Genomic DNA, 19,629 nt, shown 5'->3' on the forward strand with positions numbered 1-19,629 from the left:
GGGGATGCGGCGACGAAATGCAGGTAAAAAATGAATAACAAAATCAAGTCCCTGGCCGTTCTGGTCAATCTGGGGATCTACGGCGTTGCTGTGCCAGCGTTGGCGGCAGAAACCCGCACCGCTTCTGGCGAAGAGACGATTGTTGTCACGGCTGAGCAGCAAAATTTGCAGGCACCGGGCGTTTCCACCATCACGGCAGACGAAATTCGTAAGAACCCGCCTTCCCGTGATGTCTCCGAAATTATCCGTACCATGCCCGGCGTGAACTTAACCGGTAACGCCACCAGCGGTCAGCGCGGGAACAACCGCCAGATCGACATTCGCGGTATGGGTCCGGAGAACACGCTGATTCTGGTGGATGGCAAACCGGTCACCAGCCGTAACTCCGTGCGTCTTGGCTGGCGCGGCGAGCGCGACAGCCGGGGCGACACCAACTGGGTGCCGCCGGAGATGATCGAGCGTATCGAAGTGATTCGCGGCCCGGCGGCGGCGCGCTACGGTAACGGCGCGGCGGGCGGTGTGGTGAATATCATCACCAAAAAAGAGAATACTGGCGAATGGCACGGCTCGTGGAATACCTATTTCAACGCGCCGGAACACAAAGATGAAGGGTCAACCAAACGCACCAACTTCAGCCTGAGCGGCCCGCTTGGTGGCGATGTTAGCTTCCGCCTGTACGGCAACCTCGCCAAAACCCAGGCCGACGCGCAGGACATCAACAAAGATCACCAGTCGGAACGCACCGGCACTTACGCCAACACCGTCGTTGCCGGCCGTGAAGGTTCAATCAACAAAGATATTACCGGCGTCGTGCGCTGGGATTTTGCCCCGATGCAGGCGCTGGAGTTGCAGGCCGGTTACAGCCGCCAGGGCAACCTCTACGCGGGCGATACGCAGAACACCAACAACGACAGCAGTACCAATAACTACGTCAATGAAAACTATGGCAAAGAGACCAACCGTCTCTATCGCCAGAACTACTCGGCGACCTGGACCGGCGGCTGGGATAATGGCGTCACCACCAATAACTGGGTGCGTTATGAACACACCCGTAACTCGCGCATCCCGGAAGGGCTGGCAGGCGGTACGGAAGGCCTGTTCAACGCGCAAAAATTCTCTGATATCGACTACAGCGATCTGTTGCTGCACAGCGAAGCGAGCGTACCGTTTGAGCTGCTGTTCAAGCAGAACCTGACGCTCGGCGCCGAGTGGGATCACCAGAGCATGAAAGATTCCACCTCGAATACCCAGACCTTTATGGGCGGCAATATTCCGGGTTACAGCAGCACCGGTCGTAGTCCTTACTCCAATGCCGATATCTTCTCGGTGTTTGCCGAAGACAACATTGAGCTGACCGACAGCACCATGCTCACTCCGGCGCTGCGCTTTGATCACCACACGATTGTTGGCAACAACTGGAGCCCGTCGCTGAACTTGTCTCAGGGCCTCGGCGACGATTTCACCCTGAAAATGGGCATCGCCCGCGCGTACAAAGCACCAAGCCTGTACCAGACCAACCCGAACTACATTCTCTACAGCCGTGGTCAGGGTTGCTACGCGGTCACCGTGGATGCTAACGGCCGAGACATCGGCTGTTATCTGCAAGGTAACGACGATCTGAAAGCGGAAACCAGCATCAACAAAGAGATTGGTCTGGAGTTCAAACGTGACGGCTGGCTGGCGGGTGTCACCTGGTTCCGTAACGACTACCGCAACAAGATTGAGTCAGGCTACTCGCCGGTTGGGCAAACCTCTATCAAGAGCGGCAACTCAAACCTGAACACCTATATCTACCAGTGGGATAACGTGCCGAAAGCAGTGGTGGAAGGGTTAGAAGGTGCGTTGAATGTACCGGTAAGCGAGACGGTAAACTGGACCAACAATGTCACCTACATGCTGCAAAGCAAAAACAAAACCACCGGTGAGCGTCTGTCGATCATTCCTGCATACACCTGGAACTCCACGCTGAGCTGGCAGGTTACTCAGGATGTTTCGCTGCAATCCACCTTTACCTGGTACGGTAAACAGCAGCCGAAGAAATATGACTACAAAGGTAACCGCGTCACCGGTTCCGCCACCAACGAAGTGAGCCCGTACAGCATCGTTGGCCTGAGTGGCACCTGGGACGTGACCAAAAACGTCAGCCTGACGGGCGGTGTCAGCAACGTGTTCGATAAACGTCACTGGCGTGAAGGTAACGCCCAGACCACCGGCGGCGGCGCAAACTGGATGTACGGCGCGGGTGCCGCAACGTATAACGAGTCGGGCCGCACCTGGTATATGGGAGTAAACACCCGCTTCTAACCGCTGTCCGCCCTCTCCCCCGCCGGAAGATCCCCCGCTTCCCCACGGGGAGAAGGGCACTTACGTTATCAAGCGATGGCAAAATGAAACGGCACGCCACCTGAAACGGTGCGCGTGCCGGATTTATCTATTGCCCGGACAATGCCGCCGGGCGGGGTTTATCAGAACGCTTCCCAGTCATGTTCCGGCGCTTTGCTGCCGCCTGCAAGCGCAGGTCGGCGCAAGGCTTTCCCCGCTTTTGGCGCAGCCGCTGACGGTTTGCCGGTAGCCCCCTGCTCTGCATCGCCCGGCAGTTTAAACACCGAGACAATTTCCGTTAACTGGAACGCTTGATGCTCCAGCGAAGCGGAAGTGGCGGAAGATTCTTCCACCAGCGCGGCGTTCTGCTGGGTCACGCTGTCCATTTGCGAAATCGCCGTGCCAACCTGACTAATCCCTTTGCTCTGCTCCACGGACGCCGAGGCGATCTCGCCCATGATATCCGTTACGCTGGTGACGGAACGCAGGATGTTGTCCATCGATTCGCTGGTCAACGTCACCTGGTCAAAACCGTTATTGACGTTCGTGACCGACTCATCGATCAGCACTTTGATCTCTTTCGCGGCTCCAGCGCTTCGCTGCGCCAGATTACGCACTTCGCTGGCGACCACCGCGAACCCGCGCCCTTGCTCACCCGCACGCGCCGCTTCAACAGCGGCGTTGAGCGCCAGGATATTGGTCTGGAACGCAATGCTGTCGATGACGTTAATGATGTCGGTGATTTTCTGCGAACTGTTGGTGATATTTTTCATGCTGGCGATGACCGCCTGCACGCGCTCTTCACCCTTGTTCACGGCGGCTGACGCCACGTGTGCAAGGTTGCTGGCTTCGCTGGCGTTGTCGGCGTTCTGTTTGACCACCGCGCTCAGCTCTTCCATGCTGGCGGCGGTTTGCGTCAGCGCGGCGGCTTGTTCTTCTGTACGCGAAGAGAGGTCGGTGTTACCGGACGCAATTTCGCTCGCCCCCTGGTAAATTTCACCCGCACTGTTACGGATCTGCGTAACGGTGTTCACCCAGTTGTTCTGCATGGTTTCCAGATAGGGAATCAGTTGCCCCACTTCGTTGTTGCCCAGATCTTTTGTCGGCTTATCCAGCTTGCCCACCGACAACACCTGCAGATGTTGCTTAACCCACTCCAGCGAGCGCGCCAGGCACAGCGCCAGGTAACGCTCGGACATCACCAGCATCGCCAGGCCAATGATCATGGCGATGATAATGATGGCGCGCGTCAGCGAAACCCAACTGGCAATACGCGCGTTAGCGGCGGATTTCAGCTCGTGAATTTGCTGGTTATACGCGACGATCGCCTGTGAGAATCCGCTGCGCAGCGGGCTGAACTGCGCTTTCGACAACTGGTTATAACTCTCGGCATTGTCGGCTTTAACGGCGGCGAACATCGGCGTAATGGCCTGATTAAACAAGTTCAACGAGCTGTTATAGATATTATCGATGGCCTCGGTGCTGATATTCGCATGATCGGTCACTTTGAACTGATTTAAACCGTTTTGCAGAAAATCGATATCTTTGCCGATACGATCGAGGGTTTGCTGGTAGTTTTGCGTATCGTTATTGGCCTGGAAAACCAGCGCGCGGTCCATCAGCAGTTTGACCTGGTAATAGCGATCGCTGGCGTTGTTGATGATGTCGCCGTTAATTTGCTGAACGTTGGTGAGTTCCACTTCATCGGTTAAGGCGCTCAACGCATGTAACGAATAAAACGAGACACCGCCCCAGAGCAAAGTGAAAATGACCAGGATCGCCAGCATTGCGACCTTGATTTTTAAATTTCGAATAAAGTGCATAAAAAACCCCGGTAAATAGTTGTGAAATAACGTTTTAAAGCAGCGATCTCCTCGCTGTCATAAACCCCATCGGCTAAGTTTCCGGGTTAATTAAGAATAAAAAGAAGTAAGGCAATAACCTTTCTATTGAAATGGTGATAACACGTAGTTTACCGTGGCTTAACTTTTGAAACGGAAGTAAAGTGGTACTTTGGCAGGCGTTTAACCGGTAAAGATGTCGAGTTGCGTGGCGCGCGGAAGGGGTAAAGCGGGGGCATCGGCGGATACCGATGCCACGTTCATTAAGATGACGAGGGAGCAAAGAAGGCGCTGAGTTTTTGTTTTTGCCTGCCCTGCTCGTCAAAGTTACTGGCCGCCAGCCAGGCGGAAATCGCCGCGTCGCGCTGCGGCCATTCGCTATCCAGCATGGATAAATAGTCGGTATCGCGGTTGCGCCCTTTACGCACCATATGCTGGCGAAAACGCCCTTCCCAGCTAAAGCCGAGACGTTCGGCAGCGCGGCGGGAAGCGACGTTGAGCGTGTCACACTTCCACTCTACGCGGCGGTAGTTGCAGGCAAACGCGTGGCGCAGCATCAACCAGATGGCTTCCGTTCCCAGCACGCTATTTTTCATGCGTGGTGACCAGGTGACATGGCCGATTTCCACCGAGCCATTTTGTGTGTTGATGGCAAGCCAGGCGACAACGCCGAGCGCCTCACCGCTGGCACACTCCACCACGGCGAAAGGCGCGATGGTGGTGTCGATCATTTTACCCACCACCCATTGCGCCATGCTGTCCACGGTTTGTGGGCGCTCACCCGCCAGCCATGTCCAGTCGCTCTCGTTTTCCGCCTGAGAGTAAGCGCGCAAAAGATCGTGCGTGTGTACCCTAGCGTCAAGCGGTTCCAGCCGACAGTATTGTCCGTGCAACACGCTGCGCGGCAGCGGCTGGACGCCGTGCCAGTGCGGCAACATGTCACCGACGGTTTGACCATAATGATTCAATTCCGGCACTTTTTTCTCCCAGGCAAAAAAGTTAAACAGAAAAAGAGTGTTTTAACAGCAGTTAAGCCCGGAATATAGTGCCTAAAATTGGGGGGTAAGTGGAGAAAAATCTCTTTGAAATCAGAGGACTGACCAGATTTGGCATCAGAATAGTCTGATGCCTTTACACTTACTGACCAAAGTGGCCAAATTGAGCCAAAACCTGGTCAAAAATGGCCATTCCCTGCTGGACTTCTTTCGCGCTCATTATGCAAGGTGGCACCACATGAATGCGGTTTTCGACAACAAAAGTTAACATTCCGGCTCCGGTTAGCGCCGCCTTGATCGCAGCCATCTCTGTCGCGGCTAAAGGCGTTTTGGTTTTGCGGTTGCTCACCAGCTCCAGCGCCTGGAACATGCCGCGCCCGCGTACCTCGCCAATCAGCGGATGTTTTGCTGCCAGAGCCTCCAGCGCAGGACGCAGAACGCCGTTGCCGATCTCTGCCGCATTCTGCACCACATTCTCCTCTTTCATCGCATCAAGCGTGGCGACAATCGCCGCCATCGCCAGCGGATGCCCGGAATATGTCAGCCCACCGGCGAAGAAATGGTCGTCAAAGTAGTGAGCAATCGGCGCGGAAATCAGCACACCGCCCGCCGGCACATAGCCCGCATTCACCCCTTTGGCGAAGGTGATCAGATCCGGCACGATGCCATCCTGTTCGAAAGCAAACCAGCTACCGGTACGGCCAAAACCGGCCATCACTTCATCAAGGATCAGCACAATGCCGAACTCATCCGCCAGCGCGCGCACGCCCTGCATATACCCGGCTGGCGGCACCAGAATGCCCGCCGTGCCGGGAATGGACTCCAGCAGGATCGCCGCAATCGACGACGGCCCTTCGCACTCAATCATGCGGCGCAGATGCGCCAGCGCGCGTTCGCACTCTTCGGTTTCACTGACGGCATTAAATTCGCTGCGATACAGGTACGGGTTAAAGAAGTGAACATGCCCGCGCGAATACTCATTAGGCACACGTCGCCAGTCGCCGGTCGCCGCAATGGCGCTGCCGGTGTTGCCGTGATAAGAGCGATAGGCAGAGAAAATTTTGTCACGCCCGGTGTACAGCCGTGCCATGCGAATGGCGTTTTCGTTGGCATCCGCCCCGGCGTTGGTGAAAAAGACTTTGCTGAAGCCTTCCGGCGCCAGTTCCACAATGCGTTTTGCCGCTTCGCCACGCGCAAGGTTGGCGGTGGCCGGCGCAATGGTTACCAGCGTTTCCAGCTGCGCTTTCATCGCCGTCAGCACGCGCGGGTGTTGATAACCAATATTGACGTTCACTAACTGGCTGCTGAAATCGAGGTAGCGGTTACCGTCGTAATCCCACAGCTCGCAGCCTTGCGCCCCGGCAATCACCATCGGGTTGAGGTTGCCCTGCATCGACCATGAATGAAACACATATGACCGGTCCAGTTGACGCACGTCGTCGTTCGTTATCGCCATCTCGTTGTGAAGTGCCAGTTTCATGCCAGATCCTCTCATGCCGTTGTTGTTGTCTGCATCATGCTGCGCGCCATAAAGAGGCGGGTAGAGCCAGTCGGCTTCGCGGGATGTGACACCAGTGTCACACGTCAGTGGCGTAACTGGCACTGTCTGGCAGGCGTGAGGATTTTTATAGTGGCGCAATAACCCTGCACAGGAGAAGAGAACAATGGCAGCGAAAAACGTGGTGTTCATTACCGGCGCGACCTCCGGATTTGGCGAAGCGGCGGCGCAGGTTTTTGCCGACGCCGGATGGGCGCTGGTATTGAGCGGGCGTCGGCTTACGCGTCTGGAAAACCTAAAAGAACGGCTGCATTGCAAGGTGCCGGTGCACATTATTGAACTCGATGTCCGCGATAACGCCGCGGTAAAAAAAGCGGTGGACGAACTGCCTGCAGAATTTGCCGATATCACGACGCTTATCAACAACGCCGGACTGGCGCTCGCCCCACAGCCCGCCCAGAAAGTGGAGTTGCAGGACTGGCAAACGATGATCGACACCAATGTTACCGGGCTGGTTAACGTGACACACGCGCTGCTGCCCACGCTAATTGCGCACGGTGCGGGGGCATCGATTATCAATGTTGGCTCTATCGCCGGGCAGTGGCCCTACCCTGGCAGCCATGTGTATGGTGCGACCAAAGCCTTTGTGAAGCAGTTTAGCTACAACCTGCGCTGCGATTTACTGGGAACGGGCGTGCGGGTAACCGATCTTGCGCCGGGGATTGCCGAAACGGAATTTACCCTCGTCCGCACCAAAGGCGACAAAGCGGCGTCTGATAATTTGTATCGCGGCACGACGCCACTCAGCGCGCAGGATATTGCCGGGCAGATGCTCTACATCGCCACCCTGCCGGATCATATGAATATTAACCGTGTAGAAGTGATGCCGGTGCGCCAGGCCTGGCAGCCGTTTGCCATCGACAGGGATTAAGCTGGCGTGGTCTGAGCCACAAAATAAAACGCCCCGGCATAAATGCCGGGGCCTGCTTTTATTCTTTTTTCCTGGGTGTTTAATCGTTTTACCCCGCCCGGCGCTTATCTCCGGCACTCACTCTTAGGTGGCGTTAGCTCTTTATGGGGTGAGACCACAATAGTCCATCGGAATATTCTGAACAATAGTCTTTTGGTTGCAATTTTCGGTTTTTTGATGCTCATCATAATTTGCCGGATCTTCCCGGTAACCCGCGTGACGACGGTCACTCATCAGCAGGCGCTAACAATTTTCGAGCCGCAGAAAACAGACGAAGCGTGACGCGTATCGCGATGCGAGCGCAAAATTGATGAATTTTTCGCCGCCATTGTCGATAAAAGAGGCAATGCGTTATGATTGCGCCATTCGGAATTTGACTTAAATCCTTCAGACGTTTACAAAAGATACTGCCTTCCTTAAGTCCGACTTGCGTCTTTCCCGTTTTCGTCCAGGCTTCCATTTTACCCAGCGTAAAAATGGTGCGGATTGACCGGTTCAGATTTGCGTTTTACCGACTATTTTAAGATTTGCAGGCATCTGTAAGTGGAGTATCGCATGTTCTCTTTTGTCGCCCGGCAGGCGATTTTTGATGCAAATATGAACACAGTCGGTTACGAGTTGTTGTTCAGAGACAGTATGACGAACCGGTTTCCCGACGTTACGCCGGAGTACGCCACTGCCCAAATTATTGTCGAACAGTTTCTGGGCGCACCGCTGGGCCGTCTGAAAGAGTACAGCGCGATCTTCGTTAACTTCCCCTATGAACTGCTGATACAGGGGATGGCGGAAACGTTGCCGAAAGACCGCGTGATTGTGGAAATCCTCGAAACCGCCAAACCCACGCCTCAGTTGCTCAACACGGTAAAAAAACTCTCTGCGCACGGCTTTCGTATCGCGCTGGATGACTTCGCGTTAGGCGACACCTGGAACGCGTTTTTACCTTATATCAGCATTATCAAATTCGACGTGCGGGAAAATACGCCGGACGAGATCAGCGGCTATATCAATGCCAAAGCCCATTTGCTGAAAGACACCATATTTCTTGCCGAAAAGGTGGAAACCCAGGAAGAGTATGAGTGTTTCCGTAATATGGGCTGTACGCTGTTTCAGGGGCATTTTTTCAGCAAGCCGGTGATCCATTCAGCCAATAAACTGTTTCAGAATCAGGAAATCACCTTAAAACTGATGAAAGAGGTGAATGCCGACTCGCCGGATTTTGGCCGAATCGAAGCCCTGCTGAAACAGGATCTGGCGCTGTCGTTTAAGATCATGCGCTATGCACAAAATATTGTCTTCAACGCGCGCGGGATTAAAAACTTCCGCAGCCAGTCGTTAAAGGACGTTATTTTTTACCTTGGCACCAATGAGTTACGCCGCTTTGTGCTGGTTTCCTGCCTTACCTCAGTCAACAAAGTAAAGACCGACGACATTTACTACCAGAGCCTGATCCGCGCCAAGTTTTGCGAACTGGCCTCGGCGCACTCCATCAGCCGTCACTCAGCCGATGACGCGTTTATCGTCGGTCTGTTTTCACAGCTCGACAGGATTTTTGAAATGCCGATGGCAGATTTATTAAGCCAGATTGATATTTCCGCCAGCGTCATGATGGCGCTTAAAGAGCAAAAAGGCCCGCTCTACCCTTACCTGCAACTGATTGAGCTGTACGAAAATCACAACTGGGAAGAGGTCAGCGCGCTCGGTCACCGGCTGGGTTTTAACCGCAGCATGGTGGCAGAGCTGATTAAAGCCGCCACCAAATGGACCAACGCTATCCCGTCAGACGTCAGCTAAGCATTTCAGTTTTCGCGCCGGAAAGCCGATTTAATCAGTAGGGTGTTACTTACACCGCTACTTTGTTTCACTCGGCTGATCACTGGACGCACATCATGGAAAAGTTAACGGTATATGGATATCGCCTCGGTAACGAATATCAGGTGGAATTCGTGCCTTATAAGCAAAGTCTGACGACCTGCGCGATCCCCGGTAGCTGCACCTATTTACGTAACACCATGAGCAACCTGCTGACCTATCTGCTGGCGCACGCCGTGGGGAATATTGTGGCCGACAAAACGCTGCAGATTCAGGTATGGGAAAATAATGGATTGAGTTGCTCAAGCCAGCGGCTGTGGCAAGTGATGAACAACCTGAAGCGTAAACTGGCGGTATTCGGTTTGCCCGACGACTTTATTCTGCGCGTGGCCGGGAAAGGGTATCTTATCCCGCCGGAAAAGGTGCTGACGCTGTATTGCCGGGAGACGTTTTTTCAGCAACACCTCGCGGTAGATTACTCCGCCCTGTAAGGCCAGATAATTAAGCGTAACGCAGCGCGTCAATCAGTAAGCTAAACGCGGCAGTGTGCTGTTTGCGGCTGGGATAATAGAGGTAATAGCCGGGGAACGGTTCACACCAGTCGTCGAGCACCGTTTCAAGTTTGCCTTCGCTAACAGCCTGCGCCACGCAATCTTCCGGTACCAGCGCCAGCCCCATACCGCTGGTTGCCGCTTCGACTCTGGAAGCCAGGTTATTAAAGGTTAATTGCCCTTCCACGCGCACGCGCATTGGCTGGCCGTCTCTGGAAAACTCCCAGGCATACAGCCCGCCAAGTGTCGGCAGACGCATATTAATACAGTTGTGCTGCTGTAAGTCATGCGGCGTTTGCGGTTTACCATGACGGGAAAAATAGCCCGGCGAGCCCACAACCACCATGCGCCAGTCGGGGCCAATTCGCACCGCGACCATATCTCTGGCAACCTGTTCACCAAGGCGAATACCGGCATCGTAGCGTTCACTGACAATATCCGTCAGGGTGTTATCGATAGTTAGTTCCACTTTCACATCAGGGTAAGCGTCTAAAAAAGGCTTAATGGCTGGCCACACCGTCGAATGCAATGCGTGTTCGCCAAGCGTGATGCGGATATTGCCGGCCACGCGATCGCGCATATCGGTTAAGGCAATGAGTTCTTCCTCAATCTCTTTAAAGCGCGGGCCAATGCTATTAATTAATGTCTCGCCTGCATCGGTGGGCGCGACGCTGCGCGTAGTACGGGTAAGCAGACGAATTTGCAGACGCTCTTCCAGCCCGCGAATAGCATGGCTGAGCGCCGATTGCGAGACACCTAATTTTGCTGCCGCGCGAGTAAAGCTACGTTCGCGGGCCACCACAATTAAATAGAAAAGATCATTAAAATTATCTTTCAGCATTTCCGCCCCGTGACCAGACCATGAAAATAGCGTTTATGCTACACTTCGGCTGCGTTTTAATATATGTCTATAATTCACTAACCCCGCAATAAAAGGGCTCTGATCGTGAAGCAGGTCACCTCTTTTTATGTTAATAAGCGCCAGCGCCCTTCTTTTTAATGAGCCATGTTCATAACCGCAATGAGCCATATTACTTAATCAATACGCTTTATTATTCACCACGCATAAACGCACTGAACACCATTAAAATTAACCATGCAGCAGCGGCAGATATTTAATAATTAAACATCTGCTTTTATTACCCGCCTTAAATAACCACTTAATCAACCTGCATATTTAACCGCACCTTTTGCCAATAAAAGCCGGGGGAATTACCCCCGGATAGGGAAAAAAGTAACAGTAGACACAAAAAATGCAATGAGGTTAATAAAGCGTCTTAACGGTAACCGATCAAACGCGGGTTGATATTAGCGATCTGTGCGATTAAAAATAACCCCAAAAAAAGTTCCAACCGATACTTGTCAATATGTGCTAAAAAGAATTTAAATATTTACACCAGAAGAACTCAGATGATAAACAATATCCTGCAACCTGAATAATCCATGAACCACTCTCATAAGTGGCAGTGTATTCTTGTTGTTATTAAAAAACACAGTGGCAAACATCAAGGGTTTATTTATATGAAAATCTCTCAACTGAGTCTTTTCGTCTCTGCTGCGGTACTGTGCTCGTCAGTACAGGCGGCGGAAATATATAATAAAGACGGTAATAAGTTAGACTTATATGGTTTGGTATCAGCAGAACATTATTTTTCTGATAACAGCGGTTGGGACGGCGACCAGACTTATATGCGTCTTGGCTTTCGCGGTGAAACGCAAATTAATGACCAACTGACCGGCTACGGCCAGTGGCAAATGCATATTGACGCCAATAAATCGGAAGGTGATACCAATACGCCACGCACGCGTTATGGCTTCGCCGGGTTAAAATTCGCCAATTACGGTTCAGTGGATTATGGCCGTAACAAAGGTGTTTTATATGACTCCCTCGGTTATACCGATATGCAGCCCGAATTCGATGGCATGACATACGGTTCCGACCAATTTATGTTTAGCCGTGGCAACGGCATGCTGACCTACCGCAATACGGATTTCTTCGGTCTGGTTGACGGCCTGAATTTCTCCCTGCAGTACCAGGGCAAAAATGATGGCGGCGGCGAATCCGGCGCCGGTCGAAATGTATTACGCCAGAACGGCGACGGCTACGGCTTATCCGTGGAATATAACATTGGCGCGGGCGTAAGCGTTGTTGGTGCCATGACCAGCGCCAAACGGACAGAAGAGCAAAATACCGCCACCAATATCCTCGGTAATGGCGATCGCGCCGAAGCCTATTCTGGCGCAATTAAATATGACGCCAATAATATCTACCTGGCGGCGATGTTTACTCAGGCTTATAACGCTTCGCGTTTTGGCAGTGCTTCCGATACGACGACCGCCTACGGCTACGCTAACGAATCACAGATTTTTGAAGCGTACGCCAGCTACCAGTTCGACTTTGGCTTGCAGCCATTCGTGGCGTATAACGCGCTGAAAGGGAAGAATATTGGCAGCAACAGCGCGGGCGATAAATATGGCGATCAGGATATCGAAAAATATGTCGATCTCGGTGCCACCTATTACTTCAACAAGAACTTCAACATGTTTGTTGATTATAAAATCAACCTGATTGATGAAGATAAATTCACCACCGCCGCCGGTATCAACACCGATGACGTGGTAGCAGTGGGTATGGTTTACCAGTTCTGAACCTGCAAAAAGGCGGCGCAGGCCGCCTTTTATTCACCGTCTTTTCCCGCACGTTTTCCTTTCATTACGCTTTTTTCCTTAGCGCTGATGCTGGCGTCGCCAGACGCCGGGCGGCATCTGGTATTTGCGCGTAAAGGTGCGTGTAAAAGTCTGCTGCGAGTCATAACCGTATTTAGTGGAGATAGCCATAATCGACTGCTCAGTCGCCAGCAGTTCATGCGCGGCGCTTTCCAGCTTTTTCTCGCGGATATAGATGCCAAGCGGTATCTGAATCACTTGCTGGAACAGGCGCTGAAGATGCCATTTCGAATACCCCGCCCGCGTGGCGACATCCTCGATCCGTAGCGGCCTTTCAAGGTTATCGTCAATCCATTGCTGGATCTCAAGAATCACCGCGTGTTGCATACCCATGGTTGAAACCTCCTTGAGAACAGGAGCATCCACCTTAGCGGAGTGATACTTACGCAAACATGACGCGAAAATAATAATTTTGTCAGAAATGTCCATGCCGCAACGCCATATGGCATGGGGCAGCACGCCCGACGCGGGGAAACCTGTCAGCGCGTACACCATCCTGACTGGCCTGCAATGCACAAGGGAGGCGGCTGAGCGCAGCCTCCCTGTTGCCGTTTTCGGTCAGGCTATAGCGCTTTTGCCTCCCCCGCCCATTCGCGCAGGAAATGCGCGGAGCAAAGAGCAGGCTCGATAACCGCAATATCGACGCTGACCAGGCCAAATTTAACAAAAGGATCGCGTTCTATGTCATTTTCCAGACTCTGGCTGTCGCTGGCCGTCGCCAGGATAAATCCACCCGGTTTATTTTGCAGCGGCCCGGCGAAAATAATATGCCCTTTTTTGATCATCTCGCCCAGCCACAATTTGTGCGCATCAACATACGCACCGAGAATATCCGGTTCACTGGCGTAAGTAAGCGTAATTGCATATAACATAATTTATTTCCCACAGGTTAATGTAATGGCAGCGCAGCAATAATGTTATTTATCGCCGATCGCGCGGCGGCAATTTGCTGGTGTTTAATGTCATCCCCTTTCGAGGTACCTTCCGCGCGGATAATATGAATAGCGTCAATACCCAGAAAACCGAAAAAGGTACGTAGATATTTCTCCTGGAAATCCATGCCATCAAAAGGCGGCTGTAAATAAAAGCCGCCGCGGGCTGAAATAATCAACACCTGTTTTCCCTCCGCCAGCCCTACCGGCCCGGTGGCGGTGTACTGAAAGGTTTTTCCCGGTTGCGCAAGCCTGTCCAGCCAGGCTTTTAACTGACTGGAAACAGAGAAGTTATACATTGGCGCCGCGATAACAATCAGGTCATGCGCCAGGAATTCATCGACCAGTTGCTGTGAAATCTGGTGCTCCGGCTGCCTGTCGCTTGTCGGTTGGCTGCCGGGAACAACGCGAAATCCGGCGGCAATATCTGCGGTTAAATGGTTTATTTCGTCGCGAACCACATCGCGATAGGTTATTTCCGCTTGCGGATAATGCGCTTTTATTTCCCGCATAACGTCAGCGGAAAGTGCGCGAGTGACGGAATGGTCACCCGAAATACTGGAATCAATATGCAGAATCTTCATCATACTCTCCGACAATAAACACAGCAGTTATTTAAAGGATTTAGCAGCAGTATCGATAAATTTCGCCACCGCTTCGGGTTGCGAAACCATAGACAAATGTGAACTGTTAACGCTATATACCGTGGCGTGGATCTGTCTGGCTATTTTCTGCTGAACGGCGGTTAACAAAGCATGATCGTTTTCGGTCAGCAAATACCAACTCGGTTTATTTTCCCAGGCGGCATGAGTGATTTTTCCCTGAAATGCCGCGAGGGCGATCGGTTGTGAAACCGCAGCCAGCGCCCGGACATTGCTGGTTGAAATATCGTTCGCCATCACCTGTTGAAACTGGCTGGCATCATCTAACCACACCAGCCCTTGCGCATCCGGCGTTAACCCGCTCATTGGCGCGTTAAGCCGCGCCAGTAAATCCGTCACCGATTCCCCCGTTGCCGGTGCCAGCGCCGAAAGGTAGACCAACCCCCGCACGTGGCTGTTATTACCAGCCTGGCTGATAACCGCACCGGCCCACGAATGACCGACCAGCAGCACATCGCCGTGCTGGCGTGCCAGCACACGCCCGGTGGCGGTGACATCATCATCCAGCGAGGTCAGCGGGTTTTGTACCGCCGAAACGTGGTAGCCCATGTTTTGTAAGCGCTCGGTCACGGCGGCCCAACTGGAGCCGTCCGTAAACGCGCCGTGTACCAACACAATATTTTTAATCGGCTGCGCGGCCACCTGCGCCGACATCACGCTCAACATGGCCGCACAAGATGCCGCCGTGATAAACCGTTTTCCTTTGCGAAAAGCGTCCCGCATGTTCTCTCCCGCCACCTACTGATGAAGTTATAAACACCATGCGCAGAGTGTAATCAGGGCAATCTGGCGTGGTAAGATGGCGAACTTGACATTAAACAGGCAAAATCAGACATAACGCGGAGAACCACAATGCAGATAGCGATAATGGCCACGGCAGGCAGCATGATGTCTGCGATTAGCGGGCTTGCGGATATGTTCTGGATAACCAACCAGCTTCTGCCCGCCAGCGATGAAGCCAACCGGTTCAGGATCGCCATTGTCAGCCCTGACGGGAAGCCGGTCGCGGACGCGCAAGGTCGCACGATTGCGGTGGATGGCGCGTTTGCCAGCATAACCGCGCCCGATGTGATTCTGGCCTGCGGCATGGCGCTCGCCGGCAATAAACTGCCTGCGCTCACCAGCCCGGAAGCCGTCGCGTGGTTGCGCCATCAGCATCAGCGCGGTGCGAAAATTGGCGGCGCCTGCGCCGGGGGGTATCTGCTGGGTGACGCCGGATTGCTGGATGGCAGAGAATGCGCCACCACGTGGTGGCTGTATCCCACTTTCCGCGCCCGCTATCCGCGCGCCAAAATGGTGTGGGGCAAAGCGTTAATCGAAGAGCGCAACGTGATCACCACCGGCGGACCGCTATCGTGGGTGGATCTGGCGTTGCACATTATTCGCCAGCATGCCGGGGATGAAGTGGCAAGGATGGCAGCGGATATGACCGTTGCCGACAGCCAGCCAATCTCCCAGCAAATCTATGCGCCGCGCGGCTTTTTAAACACCATTGATCCGCTGTTACTGCGCGCCGAACAGCTTATCCGCTATGAAAATCCGGCCATAACCGTCGAAGCACTCGCCAGCGCGTTGAACCTCAGCCCGCGCACCTTGCACCGAAAACTGGCCGATTTAACCCACGAAAGCCCTAAACATTTTATTACGCGTGTGCGCATAGAATCGGCCTGCCTGCTGCTTGAAAACCCGTCAGCCAATATCAGGCACGTCGCCGCCGCGTGTGGCTATACGGAAGATACGGCGTTTCGCAAAGCCTTTAGCCAGCTCATCAACATGACACCTGCGCAGTACAAGCACTGGGCTGCCGCGCGAAACACGAAGCACGGGCATTAACGCCCCGCCGTTGCGGCATTTTTGTCGTCATGGCGGGGTTATCTGATCGTTTTACGAAACGCTGCATGTCCGGTTACGGGAATTCTCTTCACCGTCAATGTGCCTACAATGGGCGGCACCTGCACAACAAGAGAGAATAACCATGGCATTTCAGGCTGGGCTGTACTGGATAATCGATCCGCTCTGCGGCTGGAGTTATGGCGCACTGCCGCTGATTAACCGCACGGCTGAACACTTCACTGAACGACAACATATTTTGCCCGGCGGCCTGTTTATCGACGCGCAGCGCCGCCGCCTGGACGCCGACTGGCTGGCCCATGTACACGAACATGATGATCGGATCGCGAAATTAACCGGTATGCCGTTTGGCCGTGCTTATAAAGAAGAGTTGCTCGCCCGCGACGGGTTGCTGCTCGACTCGCTACCGGCCACTCGCGGTTTGTTAGCCTTACAGCAATCTGGCGAACCGGCTGACGCACTGCGCTTTCTTAACGCCATCCAGACAGCCTGGTATCGGGACGGCCGTGATATCACCCGCGATGAGGTGGTCAATGCGGTGATTCAGCACGCCACCGGTCTGCCTGTTGTCAACGGTCAGGTGGCGGAAAGCGAAGCCCGCGCCGCCATTCAATATGGCCGCATGGTCATGGCACAAGCCGCCGGAGCGGGTTTCCCCTGCGCCGTGTTGGTGCAGGAAGATGGCCGTTACACGCGGCTTCCGGTCGGCCAGTATTACGGCAATCCGGATGCATTTATGTCGCTCGTAAAAACATATCGTTAAAGGAACTCCACCATGAACCGTAAACTATCCGGCGTATTGCTGATGCTCGCCAGCGCCTCTTCTGTTGCCGCACCGTTACAATTGCAGGTTTATAACCCGCAGGAAAAGGCGATTTTCGCCGTCTCATCCACGCTGGTTTCTGGTCCTACGGAAGCCATTTTGTTTGATGCGCAATTCAGCGTGAAAGATGGCGAAAAACTGGTGGAGATGATCAAAGCCAGCGGCAAAACGCTCAAGCAAGTGGTGATCACCTCCGGCGATCCGGATTTCTATTTTGGCCTTGAACCGATCGTTAAAGCCTGGCCGCAGGTCAAGGTGGTTGCCTCGCCGGCGGTGGTGAAACATATCGAAGCGACAAAAGAGGCCAAGCTGGCGTACTGGGGGCCGCAGATGAAGGACGGCGCGCCGCACACCTTAACCGTACCGACAGCGACCACGGCGACCCACTTTACTATCGATGGTGAAACGCTGGAGCTGCGCCATCCGCAAAGCTATGCGGCTTATGTCTGGATCCCGGCGAATAAAGCCATTCTCGGCGGCACAGCGATTTCCAGCGGCATCCACGTCTGGAGCGCCGATACGCAAACCCCGGCTGCACGTGCGCAGTGGCGTGACGTGCTGGGCGAAATGCAACGCCTGAAGCCGCAGCAGGTGATCCCCGGTCATTACCTGGGGGCGCGTCCCGCCGGTGAGCAGGCCATTACGTTTACCCTTAATTACCTCGATACCTTCGAGCAGGCGCTGAAAGCGAATAACACCTCGGCGGGCGTTATCAAAGCAATGAGCGCCGCTTATCCGAAGCTGGCAGAAGCGGGTTCACTGGCGCTGAGCGCAAAAGTGAACACCGGCGAAATGACGTGGTGATCGTCACGCGGAATCCTGATTTCCCAGATCAGAATTTACGCATCATCTGCAATATTGTTCCACACACGCCAGGCGCGGCGTGATGAATTAAACGCCGCGTCATGAACAAGATAAGGGGCCCACTGCGTCCCCCTTATCCATTCCTGCAACTCCCACAACTCGCACTATACTCACCTTCCGCGTGCCGATCGGCTGTCGGCTCGCGTCGGGATGACACGTCCCCTCACACCTTCCGGTGCGATCAAACATTGCGTTTTAAATCCTCAAAAGCCCTGGCGTGGCGAATTAAAAAAGCGTCACTGTTAATTGGCAGGCGTAGTCGTCGTCGTTGTGCTGGTTGAGGTATTACTGCCGTCATTTCCCCCGCCCATTGATAATAAAAGCAAACCGGCTACGGCAGAAACAACTGCCACGCCGGTGACGGCTGAACTGCCAACTGCATATTCCGCTGCATTCTCCCCGGCGGCTTTTCCTTCTTCTGCGGGCGCTGCGTAGCAAATTTCAGAAATAACAAATACGAAAGCGATAATAATGTATTTTAAAAGCACCATAATCCTGTCCTCATATTTATTTGGGATCATCTGCACTTTAAATCGCCATCGCAAAAACGGATCGCAAAATAGGACATTCCTCGACAATATGAAAACAAATGGGAGATTCCTCAGCGAAACCAAATTATCTCAGCGGATGCACATTTCGCTTAAAAATAAAAATAAGATAATCCTCAGTTAACAATTTTTTAGCAGTATGATAGAGATCAAAGAAGACATAGAAGAACACCACAAAGGATTGAGAAAAATTTCAAACTGCAAATTTTACACACGCACATCCAGACGCTCCAGGAGGGTGTAATATGGAAAGAAAAATAGATGTCATATTATGCAAAATCACCTGCTCTTATACCAAAAAAGGCATCACGCAATTAGTTAATGAAATCAGAAACGGCAGTGGTTTGCACATTGGAATTAACTTTACAGCTCCTTATTCTGGCCGGGGAACATTAGTGGTAACCAAAGGTAATTTTATACCCTTTACGTTGGCACATACGCCTATGATTGTGATACCCGATAAAGTTCCGGTCAGCGTTTTAATGGACATATTAACCGAATTTGTTTACGGAAGAGTCAGCCAGCATGTTAAGACGATCCGTCTGGGAAGGCGCGAAATTGCGATTCTTAAAGAGATGATTTTCGAAAAAAGTGACGAGGAGATTTCAACGCTATTAAACATCAACAAAAAAACCGTTTCATCGCACAAGGACAACATAAAAAAGAAAATCTCCGCGAGTACAAAGATTGACATTTTCTATGCGTTTAGCATTTTTTCCTTTACCGACTCCACATTAAATGAGAGTACGAGTGAAGATCCACTTTTTATGCCGCCGGGCGAGCAAATAAATAGAATGGTCGCTTACGGCTAAGAAAGAAAAATAACTACAACACTCAGCAAAATAAAAACCAGGACGCAACATGAAATTGCCTTTTTATCCCATCGATAAAAAGGCAATTCACATTAAATATCGTTAAGTCTTCTTACCGTATTTACGCGGTTGACCCACTTTTCTTGAGCGTACAAGTCGAAAGTGCCTGTAAAAAGAATACGCGATAACGATCAGCAGCACGCCTATCAAGGCCAGGTTCATCATCACCATTTTAGTTTCACTCACAACGGGCGGGCTTTCATTTAACCGATAAATAACCGCAGCCGTCAATAGCTGACCAAAAAATAAGACTGGCCTCAACAGCACAAATAATTAAATGCTAATGATGAGATTAAACCTAAGGAAAACAATGGCGCTGCCGCGCATTGCCAGCACGAGTACGCAACACCGCTATTATCTTTAG

Annotated in this window: 18 protein-coding genes; 9 read left to right on the forward strand and 9 right to left on the reverse strand. The window is 52.7% G+C overall.

The window, feature by feature from the left end; all coding sequences use genetic code 11:
* Positions 1 to 30 precede the first annotated feature (30 nt).
* Complete coding sequence (locus AAIG26_RS05010; protein WP_269231498.1) at positions 31 to 2,304, forward strand: TonB-dependent siderophore receptor; 2,274 nt, start codon at positions 31 to 33, stop codon at positions 2,302 to 2,304.
* A gap of 161 nt (positions 2,305 to 2,465) precedes the next feature.
* Here the strand turns inward: AAIG26_RS05010 and AAIG26_RS05015 are convergent, their stop codons facing one another.
* From AAIG26_RS05015 to AAIG26_RS05025, 3 genes are all read right to left on the reverse strand, one after another.
* Positions 2,466 to 4,145, reverse strand: coding sequence for a methyl-accepting chemotaxis protein (locus AAIG26_RS05015; RefSeq protein ID WP_020456922.1), 1,680 nt, complete (start codon positions 4,143 to 4,145; stop codon positions 2,466 to 2,468).
* 281 nt (positions 4,146 to 4,426) lie between these two features.
* Entirely contained in the window at positions 4,427 to 5,140 is a 714-nt protein-coding gene (locus AAIG26_RS05020) for a GNAT family protein (protein ID WP_044489588.1), read from the reverse strand.
* 160 nt (positions 5,141 to 5,300) lie between these two features.
* Positions 5,301 to 6,638, reverse strand: a complete 1,338-nt coding sequence (locus AAIG26_RS05025; RefSeq protein WP_343180341.1) for an aspartate aminotransferase family protein — start codon at positions 6,636 to 6,638, stop codon at positions 5,301 to 5,303.
* Positions 6,639 to 6,822: 184 nt separating this feature from the next.
* Here AAIG26_RS05025 and AAIG26_RS05030 point away from each other — a divergent pair, with 184 nt between their 5' ends.
* The 3 genes from AAIG26_RS05030 (at position 6,823) to AAIG26_RS05040 (ending at position 9,926) form a co-directional block, all read left to right on the forward strand.
* The gene (locus AAIG26_RS05030) at positions 6,823 to 7,587 is read left to right on the forward strand and encodes an SDR family NAD(P)-dependent oxidoreductase (protein ID WP_343180121.1); all 765 of its coding nucleotides are present in this window, start codon (positions 6,823 to 6,825) and stop codon (positions 7,585 to 7,587) included.
* Between the two features lie 594 nt (positions 7,588 to 8,181).
* Positions 8,182 to 9,417: an HDOD domain-containing protein gene (locus tag AAIG26_RS05035; protein ID WP_269231501.1), complete on the forward strand. Its 1,236-nt coding sequence runs from the start codon at positions 8,182 to 8,184 to the stop codon at positions 9,415 to 9,417.
* Between the two features lie 95 nt (positions 9,418 to 9,512).
* A complete protein-coding gene (locus AAIG26_RS05040; protein ID WP_020456916.1) occupies positions 9,513 to 9,926 on the forward strand; it encodes a winged helix-turn-helix domain-containing protein in 414 nt (137 codons plus the stop codon).
* A 10-nt stretch (positions 9,927 to 9,936) separates the two neighbouring features.
* Here AAIG26_RS05040 and AAIG26_RS05045 read toward each other — a convergent pair whose 3' ends face one another.
* Positions 9,937 to 10,827 (reverse strand): LysR family transcriptional regulator, encoded by an 891-nt coding sequence (locus AAIG26_RS05045; protein WP_343180122.1) that lies wholly within the window; start codon positions 10,825 to 10,827, stop codon positions 9,937 to 9,939.
* A 680-nt stretch (positions 10,828 to 11,507) separates the two neighbouring features.
* Here AAIG26_RS05045 and ompC point away from each other — a divergent pair.
* Positions 11,508 to 12,635: a porin OmpC gene (ompC, locus tag AAIG26_RS05050; protein WP_097406385.1), complete on the forward strand. Its 1,128-nt coding sequence runs from the start codon at positions 11,508 to 11,510 to the stop codon at positions 12,633 to 12,635.
* A 78-nt stretch (positions 12,636 to 12,713) separates the two neighbouring features.
* On the opposite strand, the gene AAIG26_RS05055 is transcribed toward ompC, so the two are convergent.
* From AAIG26_RS05055 to AAIG26_RS05070, 4 genes are all read right to left on the reverse strand, one after another.
* Complete coding sequence (locus AAIG26_RS05055; protein ID WP_020456913.1) at positions 12,714 to 13,046, reverse strand: helix-turn-helix domain-containing protein; 333 nt, start codon at positions 13,044 to 13,046, stop codon at positions 12,714 to 12,716.
* A gap of 230 nt (positions 13,047 to 13,276) precedes the next feature.
* Positions 13,277 to 13,585: a YciI family protein gene (locus AAIG26_RS05060; protein WP_020456912.1), complete on the reverse strand. Its 309-nt coding sequence runs from the start codon at positions 13,583 to 13,585 to the stop codon at positions 13,277 to 13,279.
* Between the two features lie 17 nt (positions 13,586 to 13,602).
* Positions 13,603 to 14,229: an FMN-dependent NADH-azoreductase gene (locus AAIG26_RS05065; protein WP_343180342.1), complete on the reverse strand. Its 627-nt coding sequence runs from the start codon at positions 14,227 to 14,229 to the stop codon at positions 13,603 to 13,605.
* A 27-nt stretch (positions 14,230 to 14,256) separates the two neighbouring features.
* Positions 14,257 to 14,973 (reverse strand): alpha/beta hydrolase, encoded by a 717-nt coding sequence (locus AAIG26_RS05070; RefSeq protein WP_343180343.1) that lies wholly within the window; start codon positions 14,971 to 14,973, stop codon positions 14,257 to 14,259.
* Positions 14,974 to 15,159: 186 nt separating this feature from the next.
* Here AAIG26_RS05070 and AAIG26_RS05075 point away from each other — a divergent pair, with 186 nt between their 5' ends.
* From AAIG26_RS05075 to AAIG26_RS05085, 3 genes are all read left to right on the forward strand, one after another.
* Positions 15,160 to 16,140, forward strand: coding sequence for a helix-turn-helix domain-containing protein (locus tag AAIG26_RS05075; protein ID WP_343180123.1), 981 nt, complete (start codon positions 15,160 to 15,162; stop codon positions 16,138 to 16,140).
* Positions 16,141 to 16,282: 142 nt separating this feature from the next.
* Positions 16,283 to 16,921: a DsbA family protein gene (locus AAIG26_RS05080; RefSeq protein ID WP_343180124.1), complete on the forward strand. Its 639-nt coding sequence runs from the start codon at positions 16,283 to 16,285 to the stop codon at positions 16,919 to 16,921.
* Between the two features lie 12 nt (positions 16,922 to 16,933).
* A complete protein-coding gene (locus AAIG26_RS05085; protein WP_343180125.1) occupies positions 16,934 to 17,785 on the forward strand; it encodes a Vmh family MBL fold metallo-hydrolase in 852 nt (283 codons plus the stop codon).
* A 302-nt stretch (positions 17,786 to 18,087) separates the two neighbouring features.
* Here AAIG26_RS05085 and yjbE read toward each other — a convergent pair whose 3' ends face one another.
* Positions 18,088 to 18,336, reverse strand: a complete 249-nt coding sequence (yjbE, locus tag AAIG26_RS05090; RefSeq protein ID WP_097406214.1) for an exopolysaccharide production protein YjbE — start codon at positions 18,334 to 18,336, stop codon at positions 18,088 to 18,090.
* 302 nt (positions 18,337 to 18,638) lie between these two features.
* On the opposite strand from yjbE, the gene AAIG26_RS05095 reads away from it, so the two are divergent.
* Positions 18,639 to 19,205, forward strand: coding sequence for a LuxR C-terminal-related transcriptional regulator (locus AAIG26_RS05095; RefSeq protein WP_020456905.1), 567 nt, complete (start codon positions 18,639 to 18,641; stop codon positions 19,203 to 19,205).
* The last annotated feature ends 424 nt before the right edge of the window (positions 19,206 to 19,629 follow it).

It is taken from the genome of Kosakonia sp. PSU_27 (genome assembly GCF_039409795.1).
Taxonomy (GTDB): domain Bacteria; phylum Pseudomonadota; class Gammaproteobacteria; order Enterobacterales; family Enterobacteriaceae; genus Kosakonia.